At 59.4% G+C, this 13926-nt stretch carries 11 protein-coding genes; 6 read left to right on the forward strand and 5 right to left on the reverse strand.

Annotation, left to right across the window (positions count from 1 at the left end; all coding sequences use genetic code 11):
- The first annotated feature begins 74 nt into the window (after nt 1–74).
- Complete coding sequence (gene ileS / locus GS614_RS14870; RefSeq protein WP_171726681.1) at nt 75–2987, forward strand: isoleucine--tRNA ligase; 2913 nt, start codon at nt 75–77, stop codon at nt 2985–2987.
- 40 nt (nt 2988–3027) lie between these two features.
- Here the strand turns inward: ileS and GS614_RS14875 are convergent, their stop codons facing one another.
- Complete coding sequence (locus GS614_RS14875; RefSeq protein WP_171726682.1) at nt 3028–4986, reverse strand: hypothetical protein; 1959 nt, start codon at nt 4984–4986, stop codon at nt 3028–3030.
- A gap of 134 nt (nt 4987–5120) precedes the next feature.
- On the opposite strand from GS614_RS14875, the gene GS614_RS14880 reads away from it, so the two are divergent.
- Nucleotides 5121–5576 carry a methylated-DNA--[protein]-cysteine S-methyltransferase gene (locus tag GS614_RS14880; RefSeq protein WP_171232599.1) on the forward strand — a complete coding sequence of 152 codons (456 nt, stop codon included), beginning with the start codon at nt 5121–5123 and terminating at the stop codon, nt 5574–5576.
- Between the two features lie 76 nt (nt 5577–5652).
- Nucleotides 5653–6120 (forward strand): hypothetical protein, encoded by a 468-nt coding sequence (locus GS614_RS14885; RefSeq protein ID WP_152457211.1) that lies wholly within the window; start codon nt 5653–5655, stop codon nt 6118–6120.
- 21 nt (nt 6121–6141) lie between these two features.
- Here the strand turns inward: GS614_RS14885 and GS614_RS14890 are convergent, their stop codons facing one another.
- The 4 genes from GS614_RS14890 to fsa all read right to left on the reverse strand — a co-directional run bounded on the left by GS614_RS14890 (nt 6142) and on the right by fsa (nt 9382).
- Nucleotides 6142–6837 (reverse strand): phosphatidylcholine/phosphatidylserine synthase, encoded by a 696-nt coding sequence (locus tag GS614_RS14890; protein WP_152457212.1) that lies wholly within the window; start codon nt 6835–6837, stop codon nt 6142–6144.
- A gap of 68 nt (nt 6838–6905) precedes the next feature.
- A complete protein-coding gene (locus GS614_RS14895; protein WP_171363687.1) occupies nt 6906–7826 on the reverse strand; it encodes a tyrosine-type recombinase/integrase in 921 nt (306 codons plus the stop codon).
- The gene (locus GS614_RS14900; protein ID WP_152457214.1) at nt 7823–8530 is read right to left on the reverse strand and encodes a DUF484 family protein; all 708 of its coding nucleotides are present in this window, start codon (nt 8528–8530) and stop codon (nt 7823–7825) included. Before GS614_RS14900 ends, GS614_RS14895 begins: the two co-directional genes overlap by 4 nt.
- Before the next feature lie 198 nt (nt 8531–8728).
- Nucleotides 8729–9382, reverse strand: coding sequence for a fructose-6-phosphate aldolase (gene fsa, locus GS614_RS14905; RefSeq protein ID WP_171726683.1), 654 nt, complete (start codon nt 9380–9382; stop codon nt 8729–8731).
- A gap of 88 nt (nt 9383–9470) precedes the next feature.
- Here fsa and GS614_RS14910 point away from each other — a divergent pair, with 88 nt between their 5' ends.
- From GS614_RS14910 to GS614_RS14920, 3 genes are all read left to right on the forward strand, one after another.
- Nucleotides 9471–11666, forward strand: a complete 2196-nt coding sequence (locus GS614_RS14910; protein WP_171726684.1) for a primosomal protein N' — start codon at nt 9471–9473, stop codon at nt 11664–11666.
- 79 nt (nt 11667–11745) lie between these two features.
- On the forward strand, nt 11746–12978 hold the full coding sequence (locus GS614_RS14915; RefSeq protein WP_171726685.1) for an MFS transporter: 1233 nt from the start codon (nt 11746–11748) through the stop codon (nt 12976–12978).
- 66 nt (nt 12979–13044) lie between these two features.
- Nucleotides 13045–13923, forward strand: coding sequence for a 50S ribosomal protein L11 methyltransferase (locus GS614_RS14920; protein ID WP_171205626.1), 879 nt, complete (start codon nt 13045–13047; stop codon nt 13921–13923).
- The last annotated feature ends 3 nt before the right edge of the window (nt 13924–13926 follow it).

Genomic DNA, 13926 nt, shown 5'->3' on the forward strand with positions numbered 1-13926 from the left:
GGCAAAGGTGTTTGAGACTTCGCACCGACCGCTTCGATCCAATAGACGACCAGATCATCCAAAGGACGCCCCAAATGTGCGCCGACACGATCCAGACACCTGATTACAAAGACACGCTGAACCTGCCCAAAACCGATTTCCCCATGCGCGCCGGCCTGCCCAAGCGCGAACCCGCATGGCTGGAACGGTGGGAGACCATCGGTGTCTATGACCGCCTGCGCGAGAAAAAGGGCCGCTCGCCCTTTACGTTGCACGATGGCCCCCCTTACGCGAATGGTCATCTGCATATCGGCCACGCCCTGAACAAGACCATCAAAGACATGATCGTGCGATCCCATCAGATGATGGGCTTTGATGCGCGATACGTGCCCGGCTGGGACTGCCACGGCCTGCCGATCGAATGGAAGATCGAGGAACAGTACCGCAAGAAGGGCAAGAACAAGGACGAGGTGAACATCGTCGACTTCCGTCAGGAATGCCGCAAGTTCGCCGAGGGCTGGATCGACATCCAGCGCGAAGAGTTCAAGCGTCTGGGCATCACCGGCAACTGGGCCGATCCCTACATCACCATGGATTATCACGCCGAGGCGGTGATTGCGGACGAATTCATGAAGTTCCTGATGAACGGCACGCTCTATCAGGGCTCGAAGCCTGTCATGTGGTCGCCCATCGAAAAGACGGCCCTGGCCGAGGCCGAGGTCGAGTATCACGACAAGGAAAGCTTCACCATCTGGGTGAAGTTCAAGGTCGTGAATGCGGGCGATCTTGATGATGCCTATGTGGTAATCTGGACGACGACGCCGTGGACCATGCCGTCGAACAAGGCCGTCGTCTATGGCAAGGACATTTCCTACGGTCTCTACGAAGTTACCGGCACGCCCGAGGAATGCTGGGCCAAGGTAGGCGACAAGTTCCTGCTGGCCGACAATCTGGCCGCTGACGTTCTGGGCCGTGCCCGTCTGAACGACGATCAATGGACCCGTGTGCGCGACGTGACCGCCGACGAATTGGAGAGCGTGCAGCTGCTTCACCCGCTGGCCGGGGCCGAAGGCGGCAATGGCGAATGGGACGACATCCGCGATTTCCGCGCCGCTGACTTCGTGACCGATACCGAAGGCACCGGTTTCGTCCACTGCGCGCCGTCCCACGGGATGGAGGAGTTCGAGCTGTACCGTGATCTGGGCATGCTGGAACAGGTCATCACCTATAACGTGATGGACGATGGCTCGTTCCGTGCCGATCTGCCGTTCTTTGGCGGCAAATATATCCTGTCCCGCAAGGGCGGCGAGGGTGACGCAAACAAGGCCGTCATCGACAAGCTGGTCGAGGTCGGCGGGCTGCTGGCGCGCGGCAAGATCAAGCACAGCTATCCGCATTCGTGGCGCTCAAAGGCGCCGATCATCTATCGCAACACGCCGCAGTGGTTCGCATCCGTCGACCGCAAGCTGGATGACGGTATGGGCGAGATGGGCAACACCATCCGCGAACGTGCCCTGCGGTCGATTGACGAGCTGGTGAAGTGGACGCCGCAGTCCGGCCGCAACCGCCTGTATTCGATGATCGAAGCGCGCCCGGATTGGGTTCTGTCGCGCCAGCGTGCATGGGGTGTGCCGCTGACCTGCTTCACCAAGAAGGGCGCTCTGCCCACCGACGCGGATTACCTGCTGCGCAACGCCGAACTCAACGCCCGCATCAAGGCGGCGTTCGAGAAGGACGGTGCGGATGTTTGGTACACCGACGGTTTCAAGGAAAAGATCCTCGACGGAATCGCCAACCCGGACGACTACGAACAGGTCTTTGACGTACTGGATGTGTGGTTCGACTCGGGTTCAACCCACGCGTTTGTTCTGCGCGATCGCGAGGACGGGACCGAGGATGGCATCGCCGATGTCTACATGGAAGGCACCGACCAGCACCGCGGCTGGTTCCATTCGTCCATGCTGCAAGCCTGCGGCACCAAGGGCCGCGCGCCCTATCGCAACGTAGTGACCCACGGTTTCACGCTGGATGCCAAGGGTAACAAGATGTCCAAGTCGCTGGGCAACACCATCGTGCCGGAAGAGGTCGTCAAGCAATACGGCGCCGATATCCTGCGCCTGTGGGTGGCGCAGACCGACTATACCGCCGATCAGCGGATCGGGCCGGAGATTCTGAAGGGCACCGCCGACAGCTATCGTCGTCTGCGCAACACCATGCGGTTCATGCTGGGCTCATTGGCCGACTTCACCGAGGCCGACCGCGTCGCGCCCGAGGATATGCCGCGTCTGGAACGCTGGGTTCTCAGCCGTTTGGCGGAATTGGATGAGCAGGTGCGCAAGGGTTATGCCGCGTTTGACTTCCAGGGTGTTTTCAGCGCCGTGTTCAACTTTGCTACGGTTGATCTGTCGTCCTTCTATTTCGACGTTCGCAAGGATGTTTTGTACTGCGACGGGGACAGCACACGCCGCCGCGCCGCGCGCACTGTTCTGGATATCCTGTTCCACCGTCTGACCACCTGGCTGGCCCCGGTTCTGGTCTTCACCATGGAAGAGGTCTGGCTGGAGCGGTTCCCGGGCGATGACAGTTCGGTCCATCTGGTGGACTTTCCGGACACACCCGCCGATTGGCGCGATGCCGAGCTTGAGGCCAACATGGCCAAGGTGCGCCGTGTGCGCCGGGCCGTGACCGCCGCGCTCGAGGTTCAGCGTCAGGACAAGGTGATCGGCTCCAGCCTCGAGGCGGCACCGATCGTGCATGTCGAGGATGGCGATACCCGCGATCTGCTGGCCACGTTCGACGTGGACGACATGTGCATCACCTCGGGCCTGACCGTGACCGGCGATCCCGGCCCGGCCGAGGCGTTCCGTGTGCCGGAAATCGAAGGCGTTGCCGTCGTGTTCGAAAAAGCAGAAGGCGAGAAATGTCAGCGTTGCTGGAAAATCCTGCCTGATGTGGGCCGCCACACCCACGCGGGCGTCTGCGGGCGCTGCAATGAGGCATTGGGATAAATCAACGCGCCCCCCGAATTCAGTCGGGGGGCATTTAGGGCTATGTCTGCACAGGCTGCGGTGTTGGATTGAACAGATCAAAGCCAATCGCGGGATCTGACAGGGCTTTCCAAACCTGATAGTCCGTAAAGTAACCGGTGTGCCCGCCGGGATCGACCGGGATGTTTCGATTTGCAAAAATGAGACCACCCTCGATCTCGGTTCCGACAAAATCGTCCTGCCGGAAGATGTTGAACCACGAGGCGTTCAACTGACTGGCGGTGATGGTGAACATCTCGGGAAAATAGCGCTGATAGATATGCGTGACCGGAGAGCCCATCGTGATGAGTGTCAAAGTCCGCCCGCCGATGCGTCTCTGGACGCGTGGGTCAGCAAGCATCTGTGTGGCAATCACGGTGCCCTGCGAATGGGATATCACCGTAATATGATCCGCTGGAAAGATATCGAGAACATAGTACAACGTGCGATAGAAACGCTCGTCTATCGCCTTGCGATCCGGATAGTTGCGTTGTCGCGTTTCCAGATCTTTTCCCAGATAGCATTTGTCACGAATGGCGTAGGTAACGATATCCCGTGCAACGCCCAGCCCGGCGGAAACAAAATCAGAAAACCGGTACATCAACGCAGTTGCGCCAAGAACGATCAGGCCGATCTCGCCTTGCGAACAGGCCAACCTGTCCAAAGCCCAAGAGATCGGGTTGGTTTCACCTATGCCCACGTTGCATGCGGCCTCAAAACTCTGGTTGGCTGCGATCTCTCGGATCGTGACCAGAACCAGCACGATTGTACCAAACAGAAAGACCCACTGCGCCAGCCGGTTTACAATCGCCCGGCTGATCAGACCGCTGCGGGTGTGAAGGTTGGCCTTGTACGTTTTTCGACCTGCAAAAAGCCCGACGCCAACGAACCCCAACAGAACGATGGCCACAAAGGCCACGCTGAGAGTTTCGATGGACTCGTTCAAATTGCTTTCAAAAAGACGTTGCAGCTGACCGCCGGACAGGCCCGAAACAGTTTCCAGCAATTGCTCTATGGTCAACCAGAGGCCGGAAATGAAGAACATCCAGAAAACCAGCATGCCTGCACAGATGCTGGGGTACAGCCGCCTGTGCTCTGAAAGCGTATCATTGATCTGCAACGTCCAGGCGGACAACGCGTAAAGAATGAGTGTCAGGAAGATAAGAGTGGCCCAGAAAATGGACAGCAGAAAAACCTGAAACGCCACGAATTGCTCCAGGGCCGGCGGGCAATTTCCCGTGTCGGAAGGGACGCATGCCCACAATTTCAGGCCCAGCGGCCCAATGACCAGGCACAGAGTCAGTGCTGTTCCCATTGCGAGCATTCCACGCCAGAAGACCCGTCTGAGATAGGTCGGCGCAGATCGGCTTTGCCCCAGCCCGACAATGGCCCCGCCGGCGTACAGCCCGAACAGAAGCCAGAACAACAGGGCAGGGTTCTGGAAAACCGAGACAGGTATCCGGTCGGTCATGACCGCTGCGGCACCAATCAACAAAAAGACGTTCAGCGTCGCAACCGCACCGAAGAAGATCCATGTGAAAAGATGTACCAGCTGTGCCGCAAGTGTATTCCTGCCATTGGGCTGGTCCGAGGCAACGCCTTTGCGGATGTGGGTTTGCTCGACATTGTCCATCGCCAGATATCCCAACGCCAGAACGACCCAAATCAGGTCCAGCACGGTTTTGATCGCTCCTTTCGGGGCCGGAGAGCGATCAGCCCAATAAACTTCGGCAAACAGGGCCTTGTCCTGAGGAACAGCCGGGTCAGTCACCGTGCGCAGATTGACTTCGAACAGCTCTGCATTTCTTGGATTTCCGTCGAAGGTGGATTCGGCCAGTTCGATCATGCCGCGTTCGACTTCGATCGGTGGTCTGGGGTTTCCATCCAGCCAAGTTGTTGCTGCGCCAACGACCTGATCGACGGTTTCGCCGGGTTTTTGTTCACCGATTCCATGTACTGTGAGGATCAAATGTCGACCCATTGCGTTCTCCAAAATCTCTCTAAGTAACGGCAGGAGCGTATCACGAATGGCGCCAATGCCCAAAAATGACGTTTTGCGTGGTCTTGCACATTCCCGCGCTTGTGCTTGGCGCTTTGATCTGAAACCGTCGGTCCATGGCGATGATTTCCGTTGAAACTCAGTTCGGACGACTTGGTGTTGAAGAAACAGACGGGGCCCTTACACGGCTTGTCTGGAACGGCAGGGACGAGGGTGAGCCGACTGCGCTGCTGCGCGAAGCCGCCACCCAGTTGAGGGCCTATGATCAAGGGCGGCTTGACCGTTTCGATCTGCCGTATCGCGTTGACGGATCAGAGTTTCAAAAGCGGGTCTGTGACCTGATGTATGCCATCCCGCTTGGAGAAACGCGCACCTATGGCGATATCGCCAAAGAACTGGGGCAGCCCGCCCAGCCGGTTGGCCAAGCCTGCGGAGCAAACCCCATTCCCGTGATCATTCCCTGCCACCGGGTACTGGCCGCAAATGGCTTGGGCGGTTTTTCGGGCGACGGTGGTGTTGAGACGAAAGTTGCCCTGTTGCGGCATGAGCGGGCGGCAGGTCTTTTGATCTGAGCGTCGAAATTCGGTTGCAATCCGCTTTTTGCAGACACAACTTGTAACCATTGCTGAATTTGAAGGACCGCATTGCATGACCACTGAACAAGACCGTGCAGCCCGCAAGAAGGCCATTATCGACCGGTTGATGTCGCTTGAAGCGCAAGAGCTTGCAACGGCGCAGGCGCATTACGATGCGTTTTTGAAAGATGCCCAGTTGGACGACCGGGAAGGTCACGACAAGGATGACATTGCCGCATCGCGGGAAAACGCCGATCTGGCGGCTGCCTTTGATGCCCCGGTCCATGCGCATCATGCAAAGATTGATGTCATCGAAAATACCGATTTCAGCCTTGCCGACACGGTCAGGCCAGGAGCTGTGATCAAGTTCAACAACCGCAGATTTGTTGTGTGTGTTTCAACAACGCGGTTTGAAGTGGATGGCAAGACCTATATGGGCATTTCAACCCAAAGCCCGATATATCTGGCGATGGCAGGTCTGCAAAAGGGCGACGTCTTTACCCATAACGGCACCGAATTCGAGGTGCAGGACGTTCTGTAAAACGGGACGGGCAGCGCTGCGTCAGGCGCGGCGCTGCGGAACAACCTGTTGGGCGATGCCTGCGAAGGTCAGGTACAGGCTGGTGATGACCAGCCCCCAATGGGCCCAGCTTTCCGGGTGGAAATCGACCCATGCGGCCCAACCCGCGAAGAACGTCCATGCCAGCGCCATCGGCAAAGTCAGGCTGCGCCAGCGCTCGGTGCGCACGGGATGAACGAATTTCAGCGGTAGAAACATGGCCAGCGACAGCAGGGTGACCAGCAGCAGGATGATCCAGAAATTCGGTTCCAGCGCGAAGATCACGATCACGAACATGTTCCAGCACCCGGGAAAACCGGAAAAGGAATTGTCCTTGGTTTTCATGCGTGTATCCGCGAAATACATCGCACTGGCAAATGTGATGACGATGATCGCGAACCATCCGGTCCAGCCGTCCATCAGCCCCGATTTGAACAGGGCAAAGGCCGGGATGAACACATAGGTCAGGTAATCGATGATCAGATCCAGCAGAACGCCGTCGAACTCGGGCGCGTTGTGCTTGACGTGATAATGTCGCGCCAGCGGGCCATCGATACCGTCTACAATGAAAGACACGACAAGCCAAAGATACATAAGGCTCCATTTCTCTTCAACGGCAGCCAGCATGGCCAGCATGGCAAAAACAGCGCCTGTTGCAGTAAAGAGATGAACGGAAAGAGCTTTGAATCTGAGTGTCATGCGAGCGTCATGACTGATGCGCGTCCGAGATGCAAACCAAAAGCCCGGGTTTTCGAGTCATGTGCACGTCAGGCTTTGGGATGCGCGCGGTTGTAGACCTCCATCAACCGCGCAGTGTCCACTGCCGTATAGGCCTGCGTCGTCGACAAGGAGGCGTGGCCAAGAAGCTCTTGGATGGCCCGCAGGTCGCCTCCGGCTGACAGCAGGTGGGTGGCAAAGCTGTGCCGCATCGCGTGGGGTGTTGCGGTTGAAGGCAACCCCAATTGCATACGCGCCTTGGCCATAACCCCTTGGATTGCACGTGGGTTCAATGGCCCGCCACGGACACCTCGAAATAGGGCTTTGTCCTGTGCTTGTGGATGGGGGCATAACTTCAGGTATCTGTCGACCGCTTCGCGGGCGGCAGGAAGAACCGGTACGACCCGTTCTTTGTCGCCTTTCCCGACGATGCGCAGCGTGGCGGGCAAAGGCACGTCCGCTCCGGTCAGGGACAGCGCCTCGGATATGCGCAGGCCGCATCCGTACAGCAGCGTCACAACCGCGACGTCGCGCGCCGCGACCCAGTCGGATGTGGATTGCAGTTCCACCGTATCGATCATGGCGCGGGCTGCATCTTCGGCCAGTGGCCGGGGCAGTTTCTTGGTGAATTTCGGCGCGCGGGTGGACAGAACGGCGGTGGGCTCGAACCCCTCACGCTCTGCCAGCCAACGGTAGAAGCTTTTGACCGCCGACAGTTTACGCGCCAAAGACCGCGCGCTGACGTCCGCGCCGCGCTGATCCGCCATCCAGGCGCGCATATCCGACACTGTGATCCGTTCCAGCGCCTTCAGGCCATGCCGTTCGGCGTGATGCAGGGTCATGAACGACAGAAACTCGACGACGTCGCCACGATAGGCGTTTAGCGTATTCTCGGATCGTCCGGCCAGTGCGCTCAGGCTGTCCAGCCAATGCTGAAGCGCGTCGCGGCAGGCAGGCGAGATCAGGCTCACGACAACCAGTGGCGCATCGAGCGTTCGAACACGCCGGCAAAAAAGGCCAGAAGATCGGTGCCCAGCTGCGGTGTGAAATGCCGCGGGTCGCGGGCGGCCATGACGATCATGCCAGGCAGGCGACCGGCCCCGAGGTCCAGCTTCAGGCAGGCCTCGGAACGAAGCTGATCGGCCTGTGACCCGAAAATACGCCGACTCGGCTGATGGATTTCCCGCAAGATCACATCCCGCGCAGGACCGCCGCGATCAATGGTCAGGTACCGGTCGATGAAACCGGGTTCCGCAATCGTCAGGACCCCGCCCAACGTGTCGATTGCGGGATCGTTCTGAACCACGGTTGTTTCCAGAACCAGCGTAACGCTGTCGACGCGCAGGATGTCCGCCACATCGGCGCCCAGCGTGCGCAGGAAATCTTCGAACTCGACAGGTTCCAACAATCGCAGAATGGCGCGGTGGACCTGATTGGTGCCCGCGAGGTTTTCATAGGCCGCAGCGATGACGGAACGGTGGGTGTCTTCCAGCCGATCCAGTCGCGCCTCGAGCCGTTGCATCGCAATGCCGCGCAGGTCAATCACGTTGTCGCCGCGCGCTTGCTCGTTGGCAGCGACAAGCGCCTGCATCAGGTCTTTGTCGTCCAGTACGACATCCGGCTCGGCCAGAATCGCCGCGCGGAGGTTATCCTCGAGTTTGGGGGTGCTGCTCATGTCCCGTCCGGTCTTTTTTTTGTTGTCGCGGCTTATAACATGCCGGACCGGATTTGCCTTGGAAAAAATGCACGCAAGGGTGGATTTCCTTGCATGCTGTGGCAAGAGGCTCCCGCCCGCCATGCCTGATCACAGAACAGGCATTTGGCCGTTGGGCCGGGCGCGGCGCCTTTCGGCACCGCGCGGTCGGGTCTGGGATCAGAGGATCTTCTGACCGGTTTTGGCCCAGTCCGCGAGGAAGGTTTCCAGACCTTTGTCCGTCAACGGATGGTCGGCCAGTTTCTTGATCACGGCAGGCGGTGCGGTGATCACATCGGCCCCGATGCGGGCGCTGTCGGTCACGTGGTTGACGGTCCGGATCGATGCTGCAAGGATTTCGGTCTCGAACCCGTAGTTGTCATAGACCTGACGGATGTCTGCGATCAGGTCCATGCCGTCGAGGTTGATATCGTCAAGCCGTCCGATGAAAGGCGAGATGAATGTCGCGCCCGCTTTTGCAGCCAGAATCGCCTGATTGGTTGAGAAGCAGAGTGTCACATTGACCATCTGGCCTTCGTCGCTGAGCGTCTTGCAGGTTTTCAGGCCGGCCCATGTCAGCGGCACTTTGACGGCGATATTCGGCGCGATCTTGGCCAGTTTGCGGCCTTCGGCGATCATGTCGTCAGCTTCGGTGGCGACAACCTCGGCCGATACCGGGCCATCGACCAGATCACATATCTCTTTGGTCACTTCCAGAATGTCGCGACCTGATTTCAGGATCAGCGAAGGGTTGGTGGTGACGCCGTCCACCATGCCCAGATCGTTCAGTTCGGCAATGGCGTCGATCTCGGCGGTGTCTATGAAGAATTTCATGAGGGCAGTCCTTTGATGGGTTGGCCTTGGTCGCGGATGGCTTTACCTCAAAGAGACCCCTGCTGGAACCCCCTGCGAAGGATATGCCGTGAGCGCTAACGGATTTTTCGACCAAGGAGAGCTGGTTGCGGTGCTAACAACGCAGCCGCTTGACCGGACGCTGGATTACAAGGCGCCCGAAGGCGGGTGCGTTCTGGGCGCGTTTGTCGAGGTTCCTTTGGGCCCGCGCAAGGTGCTTGGGGTGGTTTGGGGGCCGGGGCAGGGCGGCTTTGACCTGAGCAAGGCGCGCTCGGTGCTCCGGGTTCTAGATGTTGCACCGATGCGTGAAGAGATGCGGGTGTTTCTGGAAAAGGTCGCCGATTACACTCTGACACCCATGCCTGCGATGCTGCGTCTGGCGACGCGGGCACCGGGCTTGGGTGATCCGCCATCGATGCGCAAGGTCTATCGGTTGGGTGAAGGTCAACCAGACCGAATGACCGATGCCCGGACCCGGGTTCTGGAGGTATTGCGCGACTACGGCGGGCTGGCTTTTACCTTGAAGGAACTCGCCGAGCAGGCGGGTGTAACGTCATCCGTGGTAAAAGGGTTGGTCCAACAAGGCGCCGTGCGCGAAGAGGACAGCCCGCGCGACCTGCCTTATCCTCATCTTGATCCGGACCTTCCCGGGAAAGACCTGACAGCGGATCAGGCAGCGGCGGTCGAACGGCTTCAGGCTGGGCAGCGGACCGGCGATTACGGCACCACGCTGCTGAAAGGCGTTACCGGTTCCGGTAAGACCGAGGTCTATTTGGAGGCCGTGGCCGAGGCGTTGCGCATGGGGCGGCAGGCCTTGGTTCTGCTGCCCGAGATTGCCCTGACCGCAGAATTTCTGACCCGGGTCGAGGCGCGGTTCGGTGCGCGCCCGGCGGAATGGCATTCCGGCGCAACCATGACGGAACGGCGGCGGGTCTGGCGGATGGTCGGGCAGGGCAATGCGCAACTGGTCGTGGGCGCCCGGTCGGCGCTGTTTCTGCCATTTCGCGATCTGGGGCTTGTGGTCGTCGATGAGGAACACGACACGTCCTACAAACAGGAAGACGGCGTGCACTACAGCGCACGCGACATGGCGGTTCTGCGCTCGGCGATCTGTGGCGCGCGGGTGATTCTGGCCAGTGCGACACCTTCGCTTGAAAGTTGGGCCAATGCCGAGGCGGGCAAGTACGAAAGGCTTGACCTGACCTCGCGCTTCGGAGCGGCGGTATTGCCCGAGATGAAGCCCATCGACATGCGGGCCGAGCAGATGCCGCCCGGAACGTGGGTTTCTCCGTCTTTGCGGCAAGCGGTACAGCAGCGGATCGAAAAAGGTGAACAATCGCTGTTGTTCATCAACCGCCGTGGCTATGCGCCGGTCACCTTGTGCCGGGCCTGTGGCGAGCAGATCGCCTGTGATCAGTGCGACGCACGCATGGTCGAGCATCGGTTTCTCAAGCGATTGATGTGCCACCAATGCGGCGAAACCAAGCCGATGCCCGAAGCCTGCCCCTCCTGCGGCGTGGAGGGTAAGCTGGCCCCGGTCGGGCCGGGGATCGAACGGCTGGCGGAAGAAGCCGAGGCGACCTTCCCCGAGGCGAAAACCGCGATGCTGAGTTCCGATCTTTTTGGTTCAGCCCGGGCATTGAAAGCCAAGATTGAAGAGATCGCCGCCGGGGATGCCGACATCATCATCGGTACGCAATTGGTGGCGAAGGGGCACAACTTCCCCAAGCTTACATTGGTCGGTGTGATTGACGCTGACCTTTCCCTGCACGGCGCGGATCTGCGCGCGGCTGAGCGTACGTTTCAATTGATGCGGCAAGTGGCGGGGCGCGCGGGACGGGCGGACAAGCCGGGGCAGGCGCTTTTGCAGACCTTTCAACCGGAACACCCGGTGATCCGGGCCATCCTGTCGGGTGATGAGGAAGGGTTCTGGAAAGCCGAGGCAGCGGGTCGGCAGGCGGCAGGCGTGCCGCCCTATGGTCGCATGGCCGGGATCGTGTTGTCGGGCCCCGAGGTCGGGCCGGTGTTCGATATCGGCAATGCAATGGCCCGCAACGATGCGCCCCTGCGCGCCATCGGTGCTCAGGTCTTTGGCCCCGCGCCGGCACCTATTGCGCGTATACGCGGCCGCCACAGAGTGCGCTTGTTGGTGAAAGCCCCCAAAGGGGCGCCGATTCAGGATGCCATTGCGCGCTGGATCGCCCCATTGCGCCTGAAGGGCGATATCCGCCTGACCGTCGATATCGACCCACAGAGTTTTTACTGACCTCTGCATCTGTGCAGGGTGATTGTGCGCAGACCGCTTCCCTCTCGCCAAAGCGGTGAAATGGGCGTAGAGGACTCTCATGCTGAAACCCATGCCCCTTACCGAGGCGCAGATCCTGCCGTTCTGGCGCCGCCCCATCACGCTGTTGTTCATGATGGCGCTGACCATGCCCATTGCGTTCAACGCATGGAGCGCGCTGCTGAACAACTTTGTTATTGAGGTGGCGAACTTTGATGGCGCGGATATCGGTCTGCTGCATACAGTGCGCGAGATTCCGGGGTTTCTGGCGGTTGGCGTGATTGCCGTCATCATTTTCATTCGCGAGCAGGTGCTGGCGATGATCTCTCTGATAATGCTTGGTGTCGCAACGGCGGTGACCGCGTGGTTTCCCAGCCTGGGCGGGTTGCTGTTTGTGACGTTGTTCAGCTCGATCGGGTTCCATTACTACGAGACCGTAAACCAGTCGCTTCAATTGCAGTGGCTGCCCAAGGATCGTGCTCCGCAGGTGCTGGGATGGCTGGTTGCGATGGGATCGGCGGCGACCATGGTGGTGTATGGGCTGATCGTACTGACCTGGGATCGCTTTGATCTGTCCTACAACTTTGTATTCATGGCGTCGGGTGGAGTTACGGCTGCGTTGGCACTGTTCTGTCTGTTCGCCTATCCTCAATTCGATGCGCCCACGCCCCAGACCAAGAAGCTGATCCTGCGTCGCCGGTATTGGCTGTATTACGCATTGCAGTTCATGGCAGGCGCGCGGCGGCAGATATTTGTCGTCTTTGCCGGGTTCATGATGGTCGAGAAATTCGGCTTTGAAGTGCATGAGCTCACCAGCCTCTATCTGATCAATCTGATGATCAACATGATGGCCGCCCCATTGCTGGGAAAGGCGGTGGCAAAGTTCGGTGAGCGGCGCACGCTGATATTTGAATACACCGGTCTGGCCATCGTGTTCGCAGCCTATGGCGGCATCTATTGGTTCGGCTGGGGTGTTCTGCTTGCGGCAATCCTTTATGTGATCGACCACGTGCTGTTTGCGCTGGCTTTGGCGTTGAAAACCTATTTCCAGAAAATCGCCGACCCTGCTGATATCGCGCCGACCGCTGCGGTGGCCTTTACGATCAATCATATTGCGGCGGTGTTTTTGCCCGCTTTGCTTGGCCTGCTTTGGGTCGTGTCGCCGGGCGCCGTGTTTGGCCTGGCCACGGCGATGGCTGTCGTTTCGCTGCTGCTGTCCCTGTTGATCCCGCGTCATCCCGAGCCCGGCAACGAGACCATCCTGACCAAATACGCTCCGGCCCCTGCTGAATAGGCCTCGGCGCTTGACCTTGACGGCGCGGCGTCCTAGGCGCGGTGTCAATCGAGACAGGAGGCCCCAATGCCCACATTCACCGCACTGACGACGCTGACAGGTAAGAAGGCCGCCGAAGGTCTGGGCGAGGCGATGGAACGTCTGGAGCCGGAACCAACCGGCGTTGGTGTGTTCGAGGTCGAAGACGGATCCGGCCTGTGGGAGGTCGGCGGATATTTCACCGAAGCCCCGGACGAAACCGCACTGGCGGTTCTGGCCGCCGCGTTCGACGCCAAACCGTTTGTTGTTTCAGAGCTGCCGGAAACCGACTGGGTTGCGCATGTGCGACGCGAGCTTGCGCCCGTCGAGGCAGGGCGTTTCTTTGTCTATGGAAGCCATGATGCCGACAAGCTGCCCGAAGGTCGCATTCCATTGCTGATCGAGGCCGCAATGGCCTTTGGCACCGGCCACCATGGTACGACGTTGGGTTGCCTCAAGGCCTTTGACAGATTGCTGGACGAAGGGTTCACCGCGACGAAAGTGGCGGATATCGGCTGCGGTACCGCCGTTCTGGCCATGGCCGCAGCCCGGGTCTGGGACGGTGACATCATTGCCAGCGACATTGATGAAGTGGCCGTTGACGTGGCCGAAGCCAACCTCAAGGCGAACGGGATGTCCGGTGCCGTGCGGTGCGTGGAAGCCGCGGGTTTCGACCACCCCGATCTCAGGGCGCACGCGCCCTATGACCTGATCTTTGCCAATATTCTCAAAGGTCCTCTGGTCGCCCTCTCGCCGGAAATCGCGGCGAATCTGCGTCCCGGAGGGTATGCAATCCTGTCGGGGATCCTCAACGAACAGGCCGATGATGTGGTGTCCGTTTATTCTCAAAATGAATTCAATCTTACCCATAGGGATGAGATTGGTGAATGGACGACCCTAATCTTAATGAAACAGGGCGCAAACTAGGCC

It is taken from the genome of Ruegeria sp. HKCCD6604 (assembly GCF_013110635.1).
Taxonomy (GTDB): domain Bacteria; phylum Pseudomonadota; class Alphaproteobacteria; order Rhodobacterales; family Rhodobacteraceae; genus Ruegeria.